This window comes from Mesorhizobium sp. M0910 (genome assembly GCF_040319465.1).
GTDB lineage: Bacteria > Pseudomonadota > Alphaproteobacteria > Rhizobiales > Rhizobiaceae > Mesorhizobium.
In genome coordinates this window covers 213,868-232,441 of the sequence record NZ_JAMYNZ010000008.1, presented here as the reverse complement: position 1 = coordinate 232,441, position 18,574 = coordinate 213,868, and the positions used below count along the sequence as shown (strand labels likewise).

Here is an 18,574-nt window from a genome sequence, read left to right as displayed (position 1 = left end):
GTCCGTTAAGCCTCTTTCGAAACCCCTTACCGGTAAGCTCTTGTTAGCCTTGGCGTTTAAGTCGAATTTTATGAGTATTCGATAGTGTCGCGATCAAGGTGAAGAACAAAAAAATCACCGGGCGACAAACGAGAGGCAAAGACAATGATCAATTCGCGTCCGGCGGCGAAGACCGCCAACGTATCCGATGACCGCCGCGAGGCGATCCGTTCGCTGTACATGGAATCGCTGCAGCTGGTCGAGCGGCTGCATCGCCGTCTGCTTGATGTGATCAAGGACGAATTCGACCGCAACGGTCGCTCCGACATCAACGCCATCCAGGCGCTGCTGCTGTTCAACATCGGCAATTCGGAGCTGACCGCTGGCGAACTGCGCTCGCGCGGCTATTATCTCGGCTCGAATGTCTCCTACAATCTAAAGAAGCTGGTCGATCTCGGCTTCATCAACCACCAGCGCTCGCGCATCGACCGCCGTTCGGTCCGTGTCTCGCTGACGCCGAAGGGCAACGAGGTGGCGGAAGTCGTCGCCGGCCTTTACGAACGCCATGTCGGCTCGATCGAGCAGGTCGGCGGCATCAACACGGAAGAGTTCAAGCAGATGAACCGCGCCCTGCAGCGGCTGGATCGGTTCTGGAACGATACCATCGCCTATCGGATGTAATCGCACCCGCCGCAGCAAGATCTGAAGCTGGACCACGGAAGTGCTGCCGCGGAGCAGACCAAAGACCGGTGCCGAAAAGCACCGGTCTTGCCGTTTCGTCAGGCCGGCCGATCCAAATTCGAGCAACAGCCACGTTGCCGCCATATTCGAATGGAACCGAAGATGCGGGTGATGCTGGGCCAAAGCCGTGCATTTGTCCTGTGCTCAAGTCACTTCCATGTGTTTTTACACCCATGTGTTTTTACACCGAAGTGATGCGGGCCATGGTTGGCTAATTGTTAAGAAGCCAACTCTAGAGTGCGGGCGAGACCGCCCGGTGGGTTGAATTGTAGCAAGAATGTCTGGACCATCCATGAGAACCAGCCGCCGTTTCTTCCTTTCAGGAGCCTCCGCGCTCGCAGCCGCAATGGTCGCCGGCCGCGCCAGTGCACAGGATGTGATCGGGGATATCCTGAAATCCTCGGCGCGTGGCAATTGGGACGACCAATTCGATGCGCGTGCCAGCGAAGGCGGCAAGGTTGCCTCGACGCTGCCGATCTTCAGCCTGCAGACGGTGTCCTTCACCGAGCAGGCGATCATGCAGTATCAGAATATCGTCGCGCAAGGCGGCTGGGAGCAGGTTCCAGACGCCAAGAAGCTGCAGCTTGGCGTCGAGGATCCCGATGTGGTGCCGCTGCGCAGGCGCTTGATGATATCGGGCGATCTGGCGCAGAGCGCCGGGCTCTCGGAAGCGTTCGATTCTTACGTCGACTCGGCGCTCAAGCGCTTCCAGTTGCGTCACGGCTTGCCGGCCGACGGGACCACCGGCAAATATACTTTCGCGGCAATGAACGTGTCGGCGCCGGTTCGGCTTGGTCAGCTGCAGACCAATCTGCAACGGCTGCGTGAGCGGGCCGGCACGCTTGGCAACCGCTATGTGCTGGTCGACATCCCGGCGGCGCAGATCGAGGCTGTCGAGAACGACCGCGTTGTGCTGCGCCACACCGCGATCGTCGGCAAGATCGATCGCCAGACGCCGATCGTCAATTCCAAGATCAACGAAATCATCGTCAATCCGTACTGGAACGCGCCGGTCTCGATCGTGCGCAAGGACATCATTCCGCTGATGCGGAAGGACCCCAACTATCTCAAGGATAGCCATATCCGCCTGTTCGCGCCGGACGGCAGCGAGGTCGACCCAATGACGGTCGACTGGTCGACCGACGATGCCGAAAAATATCGCTTCCGCCAGGATCCCGGTTCCGGCAACGCGATGGCCTCGGTCAAGATCAATTTCCCCAGCCCGGACGGCGTCTACATGCACGACACGCCGCAGCAGAGCCTTTTCGGCAAGCTGATGCGCTTCGATTCCTCTGGCTGCGTGCGCGTTCAGAACGTGCGCGACCTCGTCACCTGGATTCTGCGCGACACACCGGGCTGGGATCGCCAGCATTTCGAGGCGGCGATCAAGACCGGGGAGAACACGCCGGTGCAAGTCACCAACCCGGTGCCGGTCTATTTTCTCTACGTCTCGGCCTGGTCAACAGGGCCGGGCGTGGTCCAGTTCCGTGACGACATTTACGGCCTCGACGGAGCCAACGAGCTGCAGATCACATCCGCGCTCTAAGCAGCTGAGTTCATTTGCAAAAGGCCGCCGGAAGGGCGGCCTTTTTCGTTGCCGGGTCTTTCGCGACAAGCTTCGCTGGGCCGATCGCCGGATGGGGCTGCGCTTCCTGGGGGTCTGGGTCGGCGACATCGCGACGCGCGTCTCGGCGCGATTACACAAGCGCAAGGCCGAGCCGTTCGGGCTGCGCGTCCGGATCGCCGGCTCTGTTGCCGGCGTGCGGGCGCCATCACGCCGGCCAGATCAACGACCATACGATGCAGGCGCTGTTCACCGAGATCACGCTCACCGAAGCCTGCCGGCCCTTCAGCAGGGCAAGGGAATAGGCCGCCAGTCTCTCTGGCGCAATCCGGCCAGCAAATTTCGCGCTCCAAACGTGGCGGGCCGAAAGCAACTGTGTTAATGGCGCGACAGACCCCGAACCTTGAGGAGTTCAGCCCATGGCAACAGCAGCGGCAGTGTCGAACAAATTCGAATCCTTCTTCGAAACCACGCTTGCCGATGCCGATCCCGAGATTTTCGGCGCCATCCGCAACGAACTCGGTCGCCAGCGCCATGAGATCGAGCTGATTGCCTCGGAAAACATCGTCTCGCGCGCCGTGCTCGAGGCGCAGGGGTCGATCATGACCAACAAATATGCCGAGGGCTATCCAGGCAAACGCTACTATGGCGGCTGCCAGTTTGTCGATGTCGCCGAGGAACTGGCCATCGAACGCGCGAAAAAGCTGTTCGGCTGCAACTTCGCCAACGTCCAGCCGAATTCCGGCAGCCAGATGAACCAGGCGGTGTTCCTGGCGCTGCTGCAGCCCGGCGACACCTTCATGGGTCTCGACCTCAATTCCGGCGGGCACCTGACGCATGGCTCGCCGGTCAATATGAGCGGCAAATGGTTCAAGGTCGTCTCCTATGGCGTGCGCCGGGACGATCATCTGCTCGATATGGACGCGATCGAGAAGACCGCCCATGAGACCAGGCCGAAGCTGATCCTGGCCGGCGGCACAGCCTATTCACGTGTCTGGGACTGGAAGCGTTTTCGCGAGATCGCCGATTCGATCGGCGCCTATCTGATGGTCGATATGGCTCATATCGCCGGACTGGTCGCCGGTGGCATGCATCCGTCGCCGCTGCCGCATGCCCATGTGGTCACCACCACGACGCACAAGTCGCTGCGCGGCCCGCGTGGCGGCATGATCCTGTGCAATGACGAGGACATTGCCAAGAAGATGAATTCGGCCGTCTTCCCCGGCCTGCAGGGCGGACCGCTGATGCATGTCATCGCCGCCAAGGCGGTGGCCCTGGGCGAGGCGCTGAAGCCGAGCTTCAAGGTCTATGCGGAGAGCGTCGTTGCCAATGCCAAGGCACTGGCCTCCAGCCTGCAGGAAACCGGTCTCGACATCGTCTCCGGCGGCACTGACAACCATCTGATGTTGGTCGACCTGCGCCCCAAGAACGCCACCGGGAAGCGAGCCGAGGCTGCCCTTGGCCGCGCCAACATCACCTGCAACAAGAACGGCATCCCCTTCGACCCGGAAAAGCCTTTCGTCACCTCGGGCGTTCGGCTTGGCACGCCGGCTGGCACCACGCGCGGCTTCGGCCAGGCTGAGTTCCGCGAGATTGGCAAGCTGATCGCCGAGGTGCTGGATGGACTGAAAGTCGCCAATTCCGACGATGGCAATGCGGCCGTCGAGGCAGTTGTGAAGACCAAGGTGGCGGCATTGACGGATCGTTTTCCGCTTTACCCGTATCTTGGTTGACCGACGCCGAGTGTCCTCCATGTGCGCGAAAATCCCGGTGCGACAGCAAGGCACCTGCGGAGAAGCTCAATGATGCAAACTTTCCGTGTCGCCGGCTTTGGTGCCTTGCTGGCATCGGCCATTTTGCAGCTGTCCGGCCTCGCCTTGGCGCAGACCGAGCCGACGCCGGCAGCGCCAAGGACAGAGACCTTCGGCAGGTGGTCCACCACGATGGACGAGGTCAACACCGGTGAGGATGTGCGCAAGACCTGCGCCGCTTCGACGGTCTTTTTCGACGCTAACGGGACCACCGGTACCCTTACGCTGGCCATCTCGAATGGCGACGTACTGCCACCCGGAGGCTATCCGAGCCTCATCATCGCCGTGAGAAACAGTGACTTGCCCAAAGGTGACAACGTCCCGGCGGTGTTTCGCGACGTTAACGACAAGATCAAGGCTGGTTTTCATCTTATCGCCGACGGACAGTGGATGATGGACAACAAACCCGAGACCACGCTTGCCATACTGCGTGCCATGCGCCGTACGAGCGCCCTTGATGTCAGCTTCGCCGACAAGCCGGTCGCGACCATATCGATGGACGGCTTCACCAAGGCCTATCGCTATCTCGGCACGTCCTGCGGCTTCCCGACCGGCGACGTCGCTCCCTGATTGGCGTATTGCCGTTCAACTGCTTGCCACTCTCGCAATTTTCCTCGTGCCTCGCTATCTCTGAGGCGCGATCGGTCATCGGCCATACTTTGCCATCGTGGCAAAAACCTATAAGCCGTTCGCACTACGAGAATCGCGAACCGAAGGCTCTCCATGCGCTGTCCCTACTGTCAGTCCGAAGATACGCAGGTGAAGGATTCGCGCCCTGCCGAAGACGGTGCAGCGATCCGCAGGCGGCGCGTCTGCCCGGATTGCGGCGGCCGCTTCACCACTTTCGAGCGCGTCCAATTGCGCGATCTCGTCGTGGTGAAGAAGTCTGGACGCAAGGTGCCGTTCGACCGCGACAAGTTGCTGCGCTCTGTCGAGATCGCGGTACGCAAGCGCAATGTCGACCCGGAACGTATCGACCGGGCGGTGACCGGCATCGTGCGCCAGCTCGAAAGCTCGGGCGAGACCGAGGTGGCCTCGGGGGAAGTCGGCCGGCTGGTCATGGAGGCGCTTAAGTCGCTCGATGATGTCGCCTATGTGCGCTTTGCCTCCGTCTACCGCAATTTCCGCGAGGCCAAGGATTTCCACGACGTGTTGGGCGAACTCAAAGGCGACGAGCTCAAAACCGACGAGCCCAGGGGCGAAGAGCTGAAGAGCGAAGAGGACGCCAGCTGAGCATGGCAGGGTCCGAACGCAGCACGGCTGAGCAAGAGGTCCTCGATCGCCGCTATATGGCGGCAGCCCTCAGGCTGTCGCGCAAGAATGCCGGGCGGACCTCGACCAACCCTTCCGTCGGCACGCTGATCGTGCGCGATGACGGCGACGGGCCGATGATCGTCGGCAGCGGCGTCACCGCCGTCGGCGGCCGGCCGCATGCCGAGACCGAGGCTTTGGCAGAGGCCGGCGAACTGGCGCGCGGCGCCACCGCCTATGTAACGCTGGAGCCCTGCGCCCATCACGGCCGCACGCCGCCTTGCGCCAATGCGCTGGTCAGTGCCGGCGTGGCGCGTGTGGTCGGCGCTGCCAGCGATCCGGACCCGCGTGTTTCCGGCAAGGGCTATGCAATCTTGCGTGCCGCCGGCGTCGAAGTGGTGGAAAAAGTGCTGGCCGCCGAAGCCGCGGAGCAGATGGCCGGCTATTTAATTCGATCTCTGAAAAAACGCCCGGAAGTGATCCTGAAACTTGCGCTTTCGAGCGACAACAAGATCGGCGTGAAAGGCGAGGGACAGGTCTCCATCACCGGCGATATCGCCCGACGCGAAGTCTATCTGATGCGCGCCGAAGCCGATGGCATATTGATCGGCATCGGCACGGCACTGGAGGACGATCCGGCGCTGACGGTTCGGCTTCCGGGACTGGAGAGCCGTTCGCCGGCGCGCATCGTACTCGACCGCCAGATCAGGCTGCCGGAGACTTCGAAACTGGTCGCCGGCGTCGACCGGGTCCCGCTCTATGTCGCCGCTTGTGCCGAGGCCGATCCACGTCGGCGGGCCGCGCTCGAACGCACCGGCGTGCGCTTTATCGGCACTGAGACGTATGAAGGCGATATTGCGCTGCCGGAACTGCTCGAGGATCTGGCGGCACTCGGCATGGCCAGCGTGCTGATCGAGGGCGGCGCCAAGATCGCCAAGGCCTTCCTCGCCGAACAAGTGGTCGACCGCATCGTGCTGTTTCAGGGGCCGGATGCGATCGGCGGGGACGGCATTGCATCGCCAGTCGATGCCAACAATATCCCGCCGGGATTTCGCAAATTGCGCAACATGCGTTTCGGCGAAGATACATATGCGGAATGGATAAGAGACATCTAGGACCGAACTGATGTTCACGGGGCCAAACTAATGTTCACTGGAATCGTCACCGATGTCGGCACCGTCGCAGCCGTGAAGCCGCTCAGGGAAGGCGTCGGTTTGCGTATCGACACCGCTTACGATCCGCAGACCATTGCCATCGGCGCCTCGATTTCCTGCGGCGGCGTTTGCCTGACGGTGACGGGATTGCCGGAAGACGGCGCCAACGCACGCTGGTTCGAGGTCGAGGCCTGGGAAGAAGCGCTCAGGCTGACGACGGCGATGGGCTGGAAGGCCGGCACGCGAATCAACCTTGAGCGGGCACTGAAGATCGGCGACGAGCTTGGCGGCCATATCGTGTCGGGCCATGTAGACGGCATGGCCGAGATCGTGGCGCGCAAGGAAGAGGGCGACGCCGTTCGCTTCACCCTGGAAGCACCGCGAGAGCTGGCCAAATTCATCGCGCCCAAGGGCTCCGTCGCGCTCGACGGCACTTCGCTGACCGTCAACAACGTCGAAGGCACCCGCTTCGACGTGCTGTTGATCCACCATTCGCTGAGCGTCACCACCTGGGGCGAGCGGCAGGTCGGCGACCACGTCAATCTCGAGATCGACACCATGGCCCGCTACGCAGCGCGACTGGTGGAGGCGGCTAAAGAGGGGCTTTGAGGCGCTCGTCCATAAAGCCCATTCCCTGATGCGACCGCCGCCGAGTTGGCCTTGAAAGTTCCTTCGGCAATCTTCCGCTTGCGATCAAACCGGCTTCGGCCTAAGTCACCGGCGATCCCCGGAGACATCTATGGCAGGCACATCCCAACACGGCAAAGCGTTCATCCGTCCGAAGAAGAAGGCCCACCTTCTTGTCATCGAGGCGCGCTTTCACGACGACCTTGCCGACGCGTTGCTCGAAGGCGCGACAAAGGCCCTCGAGGAAGCGGGCGCGACATACGATGTCGTCACCGTTCCGGGCTCGCTCGAAATCCCGGCGGTGATTTCCTTCGCGCTCGACGGTGCCTCCGAAGGCGGGACGAACTATGACGGCTTCGTCGCCCTCGGCACGGTGGTCCGCGGCGACACCTATCATTTCGATATCGTCGCCAATGAATCCAGCCGTGCCCTGATGGACCTGTCCGTGCAGGATGCAGTCTGCATCGGCAACGGCATCCTGACCACCGAAAACGACGAACAGGCATGGACGCGAGCAAGACGTTCGGAAGGCGACAAGGGCGGCTTTGCGGCGCGTGCGGCGCTGACCATGATCGCTCTAAAGGAACAGCTGGGAGAGCGAACGTGAGCGAACCCGCTTCGCCCGGCCAGCCTGCGGTTCGCCATGCCAACAAGCGCGGTGCTGCCCGTCTGGCCGCCGTGCAGGCGCTCTACCAGATGGACGTCGCCGGCAGCGGTGTGTTTGAGATCACCGCCGAATACGAGGCGTTCAGGCTCGGCAAGGAAGTCGATGGCGCGCTCTATCGCGAAGCCGATGCGCAATGGTTTCGCGCCATTCTTGCCGGCGTTGTCGAGCACCAGAAGACCATCGATCCAGTCATCCGACAGGCGCTGACCGAGGACTGGCCTCTGTCGAGGCTCGATTCGACGTTGCGCGCCATATTGCGCGCCGGCGTCTACGAGCTGATGCAGCGCGAGGACGTGCCGGTGGCGGTCATCGTCTCCGAATATGTCGACATCGCCAAGGCATTTTACGAAGAAGACGAGCCGAAACTGGTCAATGCGGTGCTTGATCGCGTGTCGCGCCGGGTGCGTGGCGAGGGCCGGGGCAAGGACGCCTCATGACTGCTGTCGTCGCCGTTGAGGCGGGCAAGGAAGCGCGTCGCACCGCCTTCATCCTCGCAGCCTCGCAGGCGATCATCGGCTCGGCCGCACCCATCGCCATTTCCATGGGCGGATTGGCCGGGCAGTACCTGCTCGACGCTGACAAGTCGCTGGCAACCGCGCCGATCACCGGCTTCAATGTCGGCGTGGCGCTCGGTTCCCTGCCGGCCGCGGCGATCATCCGCCGGCTCGGCCAGCGCGACGGCTTCATGACCGGCACAGCGGTCACGGCGCTTGGCGGGCTGATCGCCACGTTGGCGCTGTTTCATGACAGCTTCTGGCTGTTCGCTTTCGGCTTGGCCGTGATCGGCATCGGGGGCGCCTTCGTCCAGCAGTTCCGCTTTGCCGCCGCCGACAATGCTCCGCCTGAATTCAAGGCGCGTGCCATCTCCTTCGTGCTGGCCGGCGGCATCGTCACCGCCATCCTTGGGCCGCAGATCGTCATCTTCACCGGCGATCTATTCTCGCCGGTGAAGTTTGCCGGCTCGTTTGCGTCCATCCTGGTGCTGGCGGCGGTCGGCGCCGCCATTCTCTCTTTGTTGCGTATCCCAGCCAAGGCAACCGAGAAGGTGGAAATTTCCGACAGCGACGCCCGGCCGCTCTCGGAAATCGTCACCAGGCCACGCTTCGTCGCGGCGTTGTTTTGCGCCATCGGCAGCTACGCACTGATGAGCTTCGTGATGACCGGCGCGCCTCTGGCCATGGTCGGCTGCGGCCTTTCGACCGACGACGCCACGCTCGGCATTTCCTGGCACGTCATGGCGATGTTCGCGCCGAGCTTCTTCACCGGGTCGCTGATCTATCGCTTCGGCGCTGAGCGGATCGTGGCCATCGGCCTGGTGCTGCTGATTGGCTGCGCCATAGTGGCGCTGTCAGGGTTGGCACTGTGGCAGTTCTGGACGGCGCTGATCCTGCTCGGCCTTGGCTGGAACTTCAGCTTCATCGGTGCCACCGCCATGGTGGCCGACAGCTACCAGTCATCCGAAAAAGGCAAGGTCCAGGGGTTCCACGATTTCGTCCTGTTCGGCTCCGTCGCCTTCGCCTCGCTGATGTCGGGGGCAGTCTACAATGCCTGGGGCTGGGAGATGTTGAACTGGATGATTTTCCCGGTCGTCGTGCTGTGTTTCGTGGCACTGGGCGTGTTGAAGATGACGGGCTTGCGCGCGGCCAACTGACGTCACCCTGTCGGGACGTCGCGGCAGCGGATTCACTCACATCCGAACAAAATTATTGCGCCCATCCCCCCTCTTATGAAACCGTGTACCCCGACGGGGCATCGAAGCCATGCTCATATGCGGCAGCCGTATTCCGGTTCACAGCAAGGGATTTGTGAGATGTTTTCAATCAAGATTCTGGCCGGCGCTGTACTGGCGCTCGGAATTGCGTTGGCCTCGGCGAGTGCCCAGGTGGTGGTGTCGTCGAAGATCGACACCGAGGGCGGTGTGCTCGGCAATATCATCCAGCTGGTGCTGAACGCCAATAATATCCAGACTACCGACCGTATCCAGCTCGGCGGCACGCCCGTGGTACGCAAGGCGATTACAGCCGGCGAGATCGACATCTATCCGGAATACACCGGCAACGCCGCCTTCTTCTTCGAGAAGGCCGACGATCCGGTGTGGAAAGACGCCGCCAAGGCCTATGAGACTGCCAAGAAGCTCGACTACGACTCCAACAAGATCGTCTGGCTGTCACCGTCACCGGCCAACAACACCTGGGCGATCGCCCTGCGCAAGGAGGTCGCCGATACCAATAAGCTCGTCACCCTTTCCGACTTCGGCAAATATGTCTCGGGCGCCGGCAAGGTGGTGCTGGCGGCCTCCGCCGAGTTCGTCAATTCGGCGGCCGCGCTGCCCGCTTTCCAGAAGACCTATGGCTTCACGCTAAAGCCGGACCAGTTGATCACGCTGTCGGGCGGCGACACGGCGGCGACCATTGCCGCTGCGGCCAACCAGACTAACGGCGCCAACGCCGCCATGGTCTATGGCACCGACGGCGGCATCGCGCCCTCCGGCCTTGTCGTGCTTGAGGACGACAAGGGTGTGCAGCCGGTCTACCAGCCGGCGCCGATCATCCGCGAGGCGGTGCTGAAGGAGCATCCCGAGATCGAGACACTGCTGAAGCCGGTGTTCGCCAAGCTCGACCTTGTCACGCTGCAGGAGTTGAATGGCCGCGTGCAGGTTGGCGGCGAGCCGGTCAAGGGCGTCGCTGAGGACTTTTTGAAAAAGAACGGCTTCCTGAAGTAAGGCGATTCCGGCGCTCCGCTTTCGAGGTGCGCCGGATCGGCCGATGGGGGAGGGCGTGCGCATCCGGTTCGACAAGCTCGGCGTGGTCATCGCGGCGATATCGGCCTATGCGGCTTTTGCGGCGCCATTCGCCACCTTCCGCGCCAATCGCATCGTACCCGGTGAGACGCGCTCGATCGTCGAATCTTTGCCTGCGACGGTCGGTCCGCTGTTGATGGCGATTGTTGTCGCAGCGGCGCTCATTGCGCTGCTGAAAACGCCGCTTGTTCTGCGCCTCGCCGCCAGTGTGGTTGCGCTTGCGGCGCTGGCGCTGCTGATCGGCGTTGCCGGCAGTTTCCTGACACCTGCCGGCAACACCTTCGCCCGTATCTCGCCGGCTTCGGGCTTTTGGCTGCTTATCTTCGCCTTCACGCTTCTGCTCGCCGACGTGCTTACGCGGCTGAACCTGTTGCCGCAGGCACGGATCGGCGTGCTTGTTGTCGCCGCCGCGGCGATCGGGCTGCTGCTCGTCTCGGGAAGCTGGAACAGCCTGTCGATCCTCAAGGAATATTTCAATCGCTCCGATAGTTTTTGGGCGGAAGGCTCCAAGCATGTGACGCTGGCGCTGGGTTCGCTGGCGGCAGCGGTGATCATCGGCCTGCCGCTCGGCATCCTCTGCCACCGCGTCGAGAAATTGCGGGCCGGTGTGCTCAACGTGCTGAATATCATCCAGACCATTCCTTCGATTGCGCTGTTCGGCCTCTTGATCGCACCGCTCGGCTGGGTCGCTTCGCATGTGCCGGGAGCTGCCGCGCTCGGCATTCGCGGCATCGGCACGGCGCCGGCTTTCGTCGCTTTGTTCCTCTATTCACTGCTGCCGGTAGTGGCCAACACCGTGGTCGGCCTCGCCGGTGTGCCGCGTGCCGCCAACGACGCAGCGCGCGGCATGGGCATGACCGACCGCGAGCGGCTGTTCGGCGTCGAGTTTCCGCTGGCTTTCCCGGTGATCCTCACCGGCATCCGCATCGTGCTGGTGCAGAATATCGGCCTCGCCACGATTGCCGCGTTGATCGGCGGCGGCGGCTTTGGCGTGTTCGTATTCCAGGGGGTCGGCCAGACGGCGATGGACCTGGTGCTGCTCGGTGCTGTTCCCACGGTGGTGCTGGCCTTCGCCGCTGCCATCATCCTCGATGCAGTGATCGAAATGAGCGCCAGCAAGCGCAGGGTTGAAACGGCATGATCGAGATCGAAGGCATCACCAAGCGCTACGGCGAGACGACAGTCGTCGACGACGTGTCGATAGTAATCGAGCCGCGCAGCATCGCCGTCATCGTCGGCACCTCCGGCTCCGGCAAGACGACGCTGCTTCGCATGATCAACCGGCTGGTCGAGCCGACATCGGGCGTGATCAAGCTCGACGGCGTCGATAACCGCTCGGTCCCGGATTATGAGCTGCGTCGCAGCATCGGCTATGCCATCCAGGGCCACGGCCTGTTTCCGCATCGCACGGTGGCGCAGAACATCGCCACTGTGCCGGTATTGCTCGGCTGGGGCGCCAACCGCATCAAGGCCCGCGTCGACGAGCTGATGACGCTATACCAGCTCGACCCGCAAGCCTACGGGCCACGCTATCCGCATGAGCTTTCCGGCGGCCAGCAGCAGCGCGTCGGCGTCGCCCGGGCGCTTGCCGCGGAACCCAACGTGCTGTTGATGGATGAGCCCTTCGGCGCGCTCGATCCGATCATCCGCAACAAGGCGCAGGAGGATCTGCTGGCGATCCAGAAACGCTTCGGCACCACCATCATCCTCGTCACCCATGACATGGAAGAGGCCGTTCACATGGGCGACAAGATCGCGGTGATGGATGGCGGCAAAGTAGTGCAATATGCCGCGCCGGCCGAGATACTGGCGAAACCGGCCAGCGCGTTTGTCGAGACCCTGGTTGGCGCCAGCGAAAAACCGTTCCGGCTGTTGTCGCTTGGCCGGGTGCGCGACGCGGTGGAAAAAGGCACGGCCGAAGGCGAGGCGATCCCCGGTGACGCCAGCCAACGCGACGCGTTGGCCGAACTCCTGTGGTCGGGCCGCCCGGCACTTCCGGTGAAGGATACCGACGGCAAGCCGCTTGGCCGCGTCACTGTGGACGGGCTGGTTAAGCGAGCGGCGAGGCCGGCATGAAAGCCTGGCTTCCGTCGCTGCTCAGGCTGGCCTTGGTGGTAGTGCTTATTGCCTTCGTCACCAATCCCGGCTGGTTCGAACCGCTGCTGAAGCCGCTGACAGAGAACAACGCGCCGGTAATCTACAATCAGGGCAGCCTTTTGACGTTGACGCTGCTGCATCTGCGGACCGTGCTGATCGCGACGGTTGCCGCGACGATCGTTGCGGTCGCGCTCGCCATTCTGGTCACCAGGCCAGCCGGCGCCGAATTCCTGCCGCTGTCGCGCAGCCTGGTCAACATAGGCCAGACCTTTCCACCGGTGGCGGTGCTGGCGCTTGCCGTGCCGGCGGTCGGCTTCGGCGAAAAGCCGACGCTGATTGCGCTGTTTCTCTATGGCCTGCTGCCGATCTTCGAGAACGCGCTGACCGGCCTGACGACGCTGCCAGCCAACGTCGTCGAGGCGGCGCGTGGCGCCGGCATGACTGGCTGGCAAAGGCTGGTCAAGGTCGAACTGCCGCTCAGCGCGCCGATCATTCTCGGCGGTATCCGGCTGTCGGTGGTGATCAGCCTTGCCACCGCGACCATCGGCTCGACAGTCGCGGCGAGGACATTGGGCGAGGTGATCATCGCCGGCCTACTGTCGAACAACCTCGCCTTCATCCTGCAGGGCGGCCTGATCGTCGCCGCCCTTGCCGTACTGATCTATGACGGGCTGTCGGCGATCGAGCGCTACACCGCGCGGCGCATGGGACGCGAGGCGGAGTAAGCCTCTCCGAGCGAACTTCGTTTCCTTTCAGCGGCCGATCGAACGCGCCGGATGATCAAGCGTCAGTTCGAGCGCCATACCCGTCCCGCTGGCGATCCAGCGGCGGCGGATGACGGCGAAATCGTGCTGTGTACCGGCTCTAACCACAGAGACCAAGTCGCCCACAGCGCAATCACTATCGAGATCGAGGGCTTCGACAGTCTCGGCAATGTCTTGCTTGCCGGCATAATGTCTTGCAATGGCTGTGAGTACGATGATCACTGGGCCACCCGTTGCGCGATCTTCGGGACTCGGCGATTGATGAGTGCGATGCCCCGATCTTTCAGCAGGAGTTCTTGCCATGACCGCGCGTTTCTCCAAGATCGTCATGTGTTTGTGTCTGGCGGCTTTCGCCTTCCTCGTCGCCTTTGGCAACATCACCGATTACGGCTCAAACTTCGCCTTTGTCCAGCATGTGCTGAGCATGGACACGACCTTTCCCGGCAACGCACTGATGTACCGCTCGATCACCAACCCGGCCTTGTGGACGGCAGGCTACTGGCTGATCATCCTTGGCGAGGCGCTGACCTGCCTGCTCTACCTGATCGCCGCCTGGCAACTCTGGCAGGCGCGCAACGCCAGCGGACAGGCTTTCAACGATGCCAAGAAGTTCGCCATCATTGCCGCCACAATGGGCTTCCTCGTTTGGTATTTCGGTTTCATGGTCGTTGGCGGCGAGTGGTTTGCCATGTGGCAGTCTTCGACATGGAACGGTCAGGAGGCGGCGTTCAAATTCTACATGACCATGCTGGTGGTGCTGGTCTTCGTCGTCCAGCCGGACGGCGACCCGCGCAAAGCTTGACGGCCCTTCGTCGATTTCAATCGATCTTACCGGATGGCGGTGTCGACAGGCGCACTGCCGTCCAGCCTTTTGGGCGAAACCGGGATCTTTTGGGCGAAAGCCGGACAAGAACCGAACAATATCTTGACGTTCCGAGCCCTGTTTCGCATAAGCCGCTGCGAAGGGACGGATTCCGGTTGCGGAAATTCGTCCCCTGTCTCAACGGCCCGGGGAGGGGTTCTTTTGGGCCACCAATCGAGGAAAATTCGGCAATGACCATAATTTCAGCTGTCATCGCCTGCGGTCTGCTTTCAGTCCTTTACGCCATCTGGGCGACACGTTCGGTTCTCGCGGCCGATCAGGGCAATGCACGCATGCAGGAAATTTCCGCGGCCATCCGCGAAGGCGCGCAGGCTTATCTGGCGCGCCAGTACACCACCATCGCCATCGTCGGTGTCGTGGTCCTGCTGCTCGCCTGGTGGCTGCTTTCGATTACCGCCGCCATCGGCTTCCTGATCGGCGCCGTTCTGTCGGGTGCCGCTGGCTTCATCGGCATGCACGTCTCGGTGCGGGCCAATGTGCGCACCGCGCAGGCGGCTTCCAACAGCCTCGCTGCCGGCCTCGAGATCGCCTTCAAGTCGGGCGCCATCACTGGCATGCTGGTAGCTGGCCTGGCCCTTCTCGGCGTCTCCATCTACTACCTGATCCTGACCCAGTTCATGGGTCTGCAGCCAAACGATCGCGTCGTCATCGACTCGCTTGTTTCGCTCGGCTTCGGCGCCTCGCTTATATCGATCTTCGCCCGTCTCGGCGGCGGCATCTTCACTAAAGGCGCCGACGTCGGCGGCGATCTCGTCGGCAAGGTTGAAGCCGGCATTCCCGAAGACGATCCACGCAATCCGGCCACCATTGCCGACAATGTCGGCGACAATGTCGGCGATTGCGCCGGCATGGCGGCCGACCTGTTCGAGACCTATGCAGTGACTGTGGTCGCCACCATGGTCCTGGCCGCCATCTTCTTCGGCGGCACCGCCGTTCTCGGCGCGGCCATGCTCTATCCGCTGGCCATCTGCGGCGCCTGCATCCTCACCTCGATCGTCGGAACCTTCTTCGTCAAGCTTGGTTCCAGCGGCTCGATCATGGGCGCGCTCTACAAGGGCCTGATCGTCACCGGGGTGCTGTCGATTGTCGGCCTTGCCGTAGCCACTTCGGCATGTATCGGCTGGGGGGAGATCGGCACCGTCGCCGGCATGGCTATTACCGGCACGAACCTGTTCATCTGCGGCCTTGTCGGCCTTGCGGTGACCGGCCTCATCGTGGTGATCACCGAATATTATACCGGCACCAACAAGCGTCCGGTGAACTCCATCGCCCAGGCCTCGGTCACCGGTCACGGCACCAACGTCATCCAGGGCCTCGCGGTCTCGCTGGAAGCGACGGCGTTGCCGGCGATCGTCATCGTCGGCGGCATCATCTCGACATACCAGCTTGCCGGCCTCTACGGTACGGCGATCGCGGTGACGACGATGCTCGGCCTCGCCGGCATGATCGTCGCGCTCGATGCCTTCGGCCCGGTTACCGACAATGCCGGCGGCATTGCCGAAATGGCCGGCCTGCCCAAGGAAGTGCGCCAGTCAACCGACGCGCTTGACGCTGTCGGCAACACCACCAAGGCGGTAACCAAGGGCTACGCTATCGGCTCGGCCGGCCTCGGCGCGCTGGTGCTGTTCGCGGCCTACTCTAACGACCTGAAGTTCTTTGCCGCCAATGGCGACAAATACCCCTACTTCCAGGGCATGGGCGACGTCTCCTTCGACCTCTCCAATCCTTACGTCGTCGCCGGCCTGATCTTCGGCGGCCTGATCCCGTATCTGTTCGGCGGCATCGCCATGACCGCCGTCGGCCGCGCCGCGGGCGCTATCGTCCAGGAGGTGCGCAAGCAGTTCCGCGAGGATCCGGGCATCATGGCCGGCACCTCGAAGCCGAACTATGCGCGCGCCGTCGACCTTCTGACCAAGGCAGCGATCCGGGAGATGATCGTTCCATCATTGCTGCCGGTGCTGGCGCCGCTGGTGGTTTATTTCGGCGTCCTCCTGATCTCCGGTTCGAAGGCATCCGCCTTTGCCGCGCTCGGCGCCTCGCTGCTCGGCGTCATCGTCAACGGCCTGTTCGTTGCCATCTCGATGACCTCCGGCGGCGGCGCCTGGGACAACGCAAAGAAGTCGTTCGAAGACGGTTTCGTCGACAAGGACGGCCTCAAGCACCTCAAGGGCTCCGAAGCGCACAAGGCTTCGGTGACCGGCGACACGGTCGGCGATCCCTACAAGGATACTGCCGGCCCAGCGGTCAACCCGGCGATCAAGATCACCAACATCGTCGCGCTGCTGTTGCTGGCCGTTCTCGCGCACGGCTAAGCTCGGTCGCTATGGCCTTAAGACAAAAACCCGCGGGATCGCTCCCGCGGGTTTTTCATTGCCTGAGATATGCCGCTTACAGGGAAGCGAAAGGAACGGAAGGAAGCCGACACCCTCGGGTGGATCAGGTGCCGCCGAGCGTGCTGCCGCCGCTGGCGCCGGGAACGCCAGGCGCCAGCTTACTGGCGCCACTGATGATCTGGCTGAGGAAGTTCTGGTCCTTGCCGCCGGTCGGCGTGGTGCGCGAGATGAAGTCGAACACCTTGCCGTCCTTCAAGCCATAATTGGCGATCTGGGTGACGCGCCCGTCATCGCCAAAATAGACCGCCAGCACATGTTGGTCGACCAGCCGCGGCTTGTCGAAGGCGACATAGCGCTTGCGCGTCTGAGAAATGTAATAAAAGGCCTCGTTATCGAAGGTCGCCTTCGTCGAGGGAGTGCCGAGCGCCAGCAGCACCTGTTCGCGGCTTGAGCCGACCGGCACCAGGTCGATCGCCTGCTGGTCGATGACGTAGCCTTGCGTCAGCGTCTCGCTCGGATTGAGATCGCCGATCATCTTGGACGAATTGCAGGCGGAAAGTGCCGCAGCGATCACCAGCAGCGAAACCGCACCGCCGGGCCTGGGCAGGAAAGTCGACTTGAATTTCAGCGCGCGCAACTACAACTCCATAAGCTGGCCGCAACTTGCGCTGGGCCGCAAAACCGGTAAACCAGCTTGCTTGCCGATGCAACAAGGCCACTTCAACAAACGGTCCCGGGAGACCACCCTCAAATGTTCCAGCGCCTCTTTGGCCGCGAACGACATGCCAACCGCGCCATCACCGAGGCGCTTTACGCACAAATCGTGGCGGCGGCGCGGCAAACGGTGTTTTATTCCGCCTGGAACGTGCCGGACACGCCGCTTGGCCGCTTCGAGATGCTGTCGTTACATATGTTCCTGTTCCAGCACCGATTGCGCGGCGAGGGCGGTGCCGCGGCGGAGGTTGCGCAGGTGCTGATCGACGAGTTCTTCATGGATGTCGAACATTCGTTGCGTGAATTGGGCATTGGCGACGTCGGCGTGCCGAAGCGAATGCGCAAACTGGCGAAGATGTTCTATGGCCGTACCGCCGCCTATGATGATGCGCTGCAACGAAATGACCATGATGCACTCGCCGCCGCCCTTGCCCGCAATGTCAGGCCGGATGCCGGCGCCTGGCCGCAAGCGTCGCAACTGGCACTCTATGCCGCCGATGCATCCAGGCAACTCACGGAACAGCCGACCGAATCGATCGTTTCCGGCACGGTGGCATTTCCCGTGGCCAACGCTTGAGCGGCGGCAGGCCGAATGAAGATGGCGAAGTGGAGGCGAACATGAAACGTCCTGATATCCACAGCCCAGTGTCATTCCGGGCAAATGTCGCTCGGCTGCCGCAAAAGGGGCTGCCGGTGGTGATCGATGCCGACGCCGGGCAGCGCGCCCTGCTGGCCGCCGAGCACGAGCTGCTTTCGGTCGAAAACTATCGCGCCGAACTCCTGGTCGAGCCTTGGAAGCGCAACGGGGTGAAAGTCAGCGGCCATGTCGAGGCCGATGTAACGCAGGCCTGCATCGTCACCCTCGACCCGGTCAAGGCGCATATCGACGAGCCGGTCGAAGCGCTGTTCCTGCCGGAGCAATCCAAGCTCGGGCGGCAAGGTTTCGACGGCGGCGGTGAGATCCTGCTCGACGCCGAAGGGCCGGACAGCCCGGAGACCTTTTCCGGCGACGCCATCGACGTCGGGGCGCTTGCCGAACAGTTCTTTGGCTTGGCGATCGATCCCTATCCGCGCAAGCCCGGTGTGTCGCTGGAGGCCGCCGGCGATGCCGAGCCTGTGGAGAATGAATTCCAGCAAAAGCTCAGATCACTGTTGGGAAAATCCTGATAGCTGATCCAATTTGAGAAAA

At 62.5% G+C, this 18,574-nt stretch carries 20 protein-coding genes; 18 read left to right on the top strand and 2 right to left on the bottom strand.

Annotation, left to right across the window (positions count from 1 at the left end):
- The first annotated feature begins 144 nt into the window (after positions 1-144).
- The 14 genes from ldtR (at position 145) to NKH78_RS21615 (ending at position 13,416) form a co-directional block, all read left to right on the top strand.
- Positions 145-660, top strand: coding sequence for a transcriptional regulator LdtR (ldtR, locus tag NKH78_RS21680; RefSeq protein WP_023674486.1), 516 nt, complete (start codon positions 145-147; stop codon positions 658-660).
- 352 nt (positions 661-1,012) lie between these two features.
- On the top strand, positions 1,013-2,266 hold the full coding sequence (locus tag NKH78_RS21675) for a L,D-transpeptidase family protein (RefSeq protein WP_352738287.1): 1,254 nt from the start codon (positions 1,013-1,015) through the stop codon (positions 2,264-2,266).
- Between the two features lie 437 nt (positions 2,267-2,703).
- Positions 2,704-4,017, top strand: a complete 1,314-nt coding sequence (gene glyA, locus NKH78_RS21670; RefSeq protein WP_254817549.1) for a serine hydroxymethyltransferase — start codon at positions 2,704-2,706, stop codon at positions 4,015-4,017.
- 69 nt (positions 4,018-4,086) lie between these two features.
- The gene (locus NKH78_RS21665) at positions 4,087-4,665 is read left to right on the top strand and encodes a hypothetical protein (protein ID WP_352506510.1); all 579 of its coding nucleotides are present in this window, start codon (positions 4,087-4,089) and stop codon (positions 4,663-4,665) included.
- A gap of 153 nt (positions 4,666-4,818) precedes the next feature.
- Positions 4,819-5,328 carry a transcriptional regulator NrdR gene (gene nrdR / locus NKH78_RS21660; protein WP_023674492.1) on the top strand — a complete coding sequence of 170 codons (510 nt, stop codon included), beginning with the start codon at positions 4,819-4,821 and terminating at the stop codon, positions 5,326-5,328.
- Positions 5,329-5,330: 2 nt separating this feature from the next.
- Positions 5,331-6,461: a bifunctional diaminohydroxyphosphoribosylaminopyrimidine deaminase/5-amino-6-(5-phosphoribosylamino)uracil reductase RibD gene (gene ribD, locus NKH78_RS21655; protein ID WP_352738288.1), complete on the top strand. Its 1,131-nt coding sequence runs from the start codon at positions 5,331-5,333 to the stop codon at positions 6,459-6,461.
- Positions 6,462-6,491: 30 nt separating this feature from the next.
- Positions 6,492-7,109: a riboflavin synthase gene (locus tag NKH78_RS21650; RefSeq protein ID WP_352456582.1), complete on the top strand. Its 618-nt coding sequence runs from the start codon at positions 6,492-6,494 to the stop codon at positions 7,107-7,109.
- A 130-nt stretch (positions 7,110-7,239) separates the two neighbouring features.
- Positions 7,240-7,734, top strand: coding sequence for a 6,7-dimethyl-8-ribityllumazine synthase (ribH, locus tag NKH78_RS21645; RefSeq protein WP_352449305.1), 495 nt, complete (start codon positions 7,240-7,242; stop codon positions 7,732-7,734).
- Positions 7,731-8,231 (top strand): transcription antitermination factor NusB, encoded by a 501-nt coding sequence (nusB, locus tag NKH78_RS21640; protein ID WP_352449306.1) that lies wholly within the window; start codon positions 7,731-7,733, stop codon positions 8,229-8,231. The genes ribH and nusB overlap by 4 nt, the downstream gene beginning before the upstream one ends.
- The gene (locus NKH78_RS21635; RefSeq protein ID WP_352738291.1) at positions 8,228-9,445 is read left to right on the top strand and encodes an MFS transporter; all 1,218 of its coding nucleotides are present in this window, start codon (positions 8,228-8,230) and stop codon (positions 9,443-9,445) included. Before nusB ends, NKH78_RS21635 begins: the two co-directional genes overlap by 4 nt.
- A 159-nt stretch (positions 9,446-9,604) precedes the next feature.
- Complete coding sequence (osmF, locus tag NKH78_RS21630; protein ID WP_352590546.1) at positions 9,605-10,516, top strand: glycine betaine ABC transporter substrate-binding protein OsmF; 912 nt, start codon at positions 9,605-9,607, stop codon at positions 10,514-10,516.
- A gap of 43 nt (positions 10,517-10,559) precedes the next feature.
- Positions 10,560-11,735 carry an ABC transporter permease gene (locus NKH78_RS21625; RefSeq protein WP_352738293.1) on the top strand — a complete coding sequence of 392 codons (1,176 nt, stop codon included), beginning with the start codon at positions 10,560-10,562 and terminating at the stop codon, positions 11,733-11,735.
- Positions 11,732-12,670 carry an ABC transporter ATP-binding protein gene (locus NKH78_RS21620; RefSeq protein ID WP_352738295.1) on the top strand — a complete coding sequence of 313 codons (939 nt, stop codon included), beginning with the start codon at positions 11,732-11,734 and terminating at the stop codon, positions 12,668-12,670. Before NKH78_RS21625 ends, NKH78_RS21620 begins: the two co-directional genes overlap by 4 nt.
- Entirely contained in the window at positions 12,667-13,416 is a 750-nt protein-coding gene (locus NKH78_RS21615) for an ABC transporter permease (RefSeq protein WP_352662783.1), read from the top strand. The genes NKH78_RS21620 and NKH78_RS21615 overlap by 4 nt, the downstream gene beginning before the upstream one ends.
- Before the next feature lie 27 nt (positions 13,417-13,443).
- On the opposite strand, the gene NKH78_RS21610 is transcribed toward NKH78_RS21615, so the two are convergent.
- Positions 13,444-13,677: a hypothetical protein gene (locus NKH78_RS21610; protein ID WP_352506500.1), complete on the bottom strand. Its 234-nt coding sequence runs from the start codon at positions 13,675-13,677 to the stop codon at positions 13,444-13,446.
- Positions 13,678-13,756: 79 nt separating this feature from the next.
- Here NKH78_RS21610 and NKH78_RS21605 point away from each other — a divergent pair, with 79 nt between their 5' ends.
- A complete protein-coding gene (locus NKH78_RS21605) occupies positions 13,757-14,257 on the top strand; it encodes a DUF2165 family protein (protein WP_352477170.1) in 501 nt (166 codons plus the stop codon).
- 251 nt (positions 14,258-14,508) lie between these two features.
- Positions 14,509-16,650, top strand: a complete 2,142-nt coding sequence (locus NKH78_RS21600; RefSeq protein WP_352738297.1) for a sodium-translocating pyrophosphatase — start codon at positions 14,509-14,511, stop codon at positions 16,648-16,650.
- A 124-nt stretch (positions 16,651-16,774) separates the two neighbouring features.
- On the opposite strand, the gene NKH78_RS21595 is transcribed toward NKH78_RS21600, so the two are convergent.
- A complete protein-coding gene (locus tag NKH78_RS21595; protein WP_023674505.1) occupies positions 16,775-17,308 on the bottom strand; it encodes an outer membrane protein assembly factor BamE in 534 nt (177 codons plus the stop codon).
- 114 nt (positions 17,309-17,422) lie between these two features.
- Here NKH78_RS21595 and NKH78_RS21590 point away from each other — a divergent pair, with 114 nt between their 5' ends.
- Both NKH78_RS21590 and NKH78_RS21585 read left to right on the top strand, forming a co-directional pair.
- Positions 17,423-17,962 (top strand): ubiquinol-cytochrome C chaperone family protein, encoded by a 540-nt coding sequence (locus tag NKH78_RS21590; RefSeq protein ID WP_352649989.1) that lies wholly within the window; start codon positions 17,423-17,425, stop codon positions 17,960-17,962.
- A gap of 41 nt (positions 17,963-18,003) precedes the next feature.
- The gene (locus NKH78_RS21585; RefSeq protein ID WP_352477174.1) at positions 18,004-18,552 is read left to right on the top strand and encodes a YceD family protein; all 549 of its coding nucleotides are present in this window, start codon (positions 18,004-18,006) and stop codon (positions 18,550-18,552) included.
- Positions 18,553-18,574: the final 22 nt, after the last annotated feature.

What these genes read in the sequence shown, in the direction of transcription:
- NKH78_RS21620 (WP_352738295.1), top strand. Translation starts at nt 11,732, where the DNA reads ATGATCGAGATCGAAGGCATCACCAAGCGCTACGGCGAGACGACAGTC.
- NKH78_RS21615 (WP_352662783.1), top strand. Translation starts at nt 12,667, where the DNA reads ATGAAAGCCTGGCTTCCGTCGCTGCTCAGGCTGGCCTTGGTGGTAGTG.
- NKH78_RS21635 (WP_352738291.1), top strand. Translation starts at nt 8,228, where the DNA reads ATGACTGCTGTCGTCGCCGTTGAGGCGGGCAAGGAAGCGCGTCGCACC.
- NKH78_RS21650 (WP_352456582.1), top strand. Translation starts at nt 6,492, where the DNA reads ATGTTCACTGGAATCGTCACCGATGTCGGCACCGTCGCAGCCGTGAAG.
- NKH78_RS21590 (WP_352649989.1), top strand. Translation starts at nt 17,423, where the DNA reads ATGTTCCAGCGCCTCTTTGGCCGCGAACGACATGCCAACCGCGCCATC.
- NKH78_RS21665 (WP_352506510.1), top strand. Translation starts at nt 4,087, where the DNA reads ATGATGCAAACTTTCCGTGTCGCCGGCTTTGGTGCCTTGCTGGCATCG.
- NKH78_RS21605 (WP_352477170.1), top strand. Translation starts at nt 13,757, where the DNA reads ATGACCGCGCGTTTCTCCAAGATCGTCATGTGTTTGTGTCTGGCGGCT.
- osmF (WP_352590546.1), top strand. Translation starts at nt 9,605, where the DNA reads ATGTTTTCAATCAAGATTCTGGCCGGCGCTGTACTGGCGCTCGGAATT.
- NKH78_RS21600 (WP_352738297.1), top strand. Translation starts at nt 14,509, where the DNA reads ATGACCATAATTTCAGCTGTCATCGCCTGCGGTCTGCTTTCAGTCCTT.
- nrdR (WP_023674492.1), top strand. Translation starts at nt 4,819, where the DNA reads ATGCGCTGTCCCTACTGTCAGTCCGAAGATACGCAGGTGAAGGATTCG.
- ribD (WP_352738288.1), top strand. Translation starts at nt 5,331, where the DNA reads ATGGCAGGGTCCGAACGCAGCACGGCTGAGCAAGAGGTCCTCGATCGC.
- NKH78_RS21585 (WP_352477174.1), top strand. Translation starts at nt 18,004, where the DNA reads ATGAAACGTCCTGATATCCACAGCCCAGTGTCATTCCGGGCAAATGTC.
- NKH78_RS21675 (WP_352738287.1), top strand. Translation starts at nt 1,013, where the DNA reads ATGAGAACCAGCCGCCGTTTCTTCCTTTCAGGAGCCTCCGCGCTCGCA.
- ldtR (WP_023674486.1), top strand. Translation starts at nt 145, where the DNA reads ATGATCAATTCGCGTCCGGCGGCGAAGACCGCCAACGTATCCGATGAC.
- NKH78_RS21625 (WP_352738293.1), top strand. Translation starts at nt 10,560, where the DNA reads ATGGGGGAGGGCGTGCGCATCCGGTTCGACAAGCTCGGCGTGGTCATC.
- glyA (WP_254817549.1), top strand. Translation starts at nt 2,704, where the DNA reads ATGGCAACAGCAGCGGCAGTGTCGAACAAATTCGAATCCTTCTTCGAA.
- ribH (WP_352449305.1), top strand. Translation starts at nt 7,240, where the DNA reads ATGGCAGGCACATCCCAACACGGCAAAGCGTTCATCCGTCCGAAGAAG.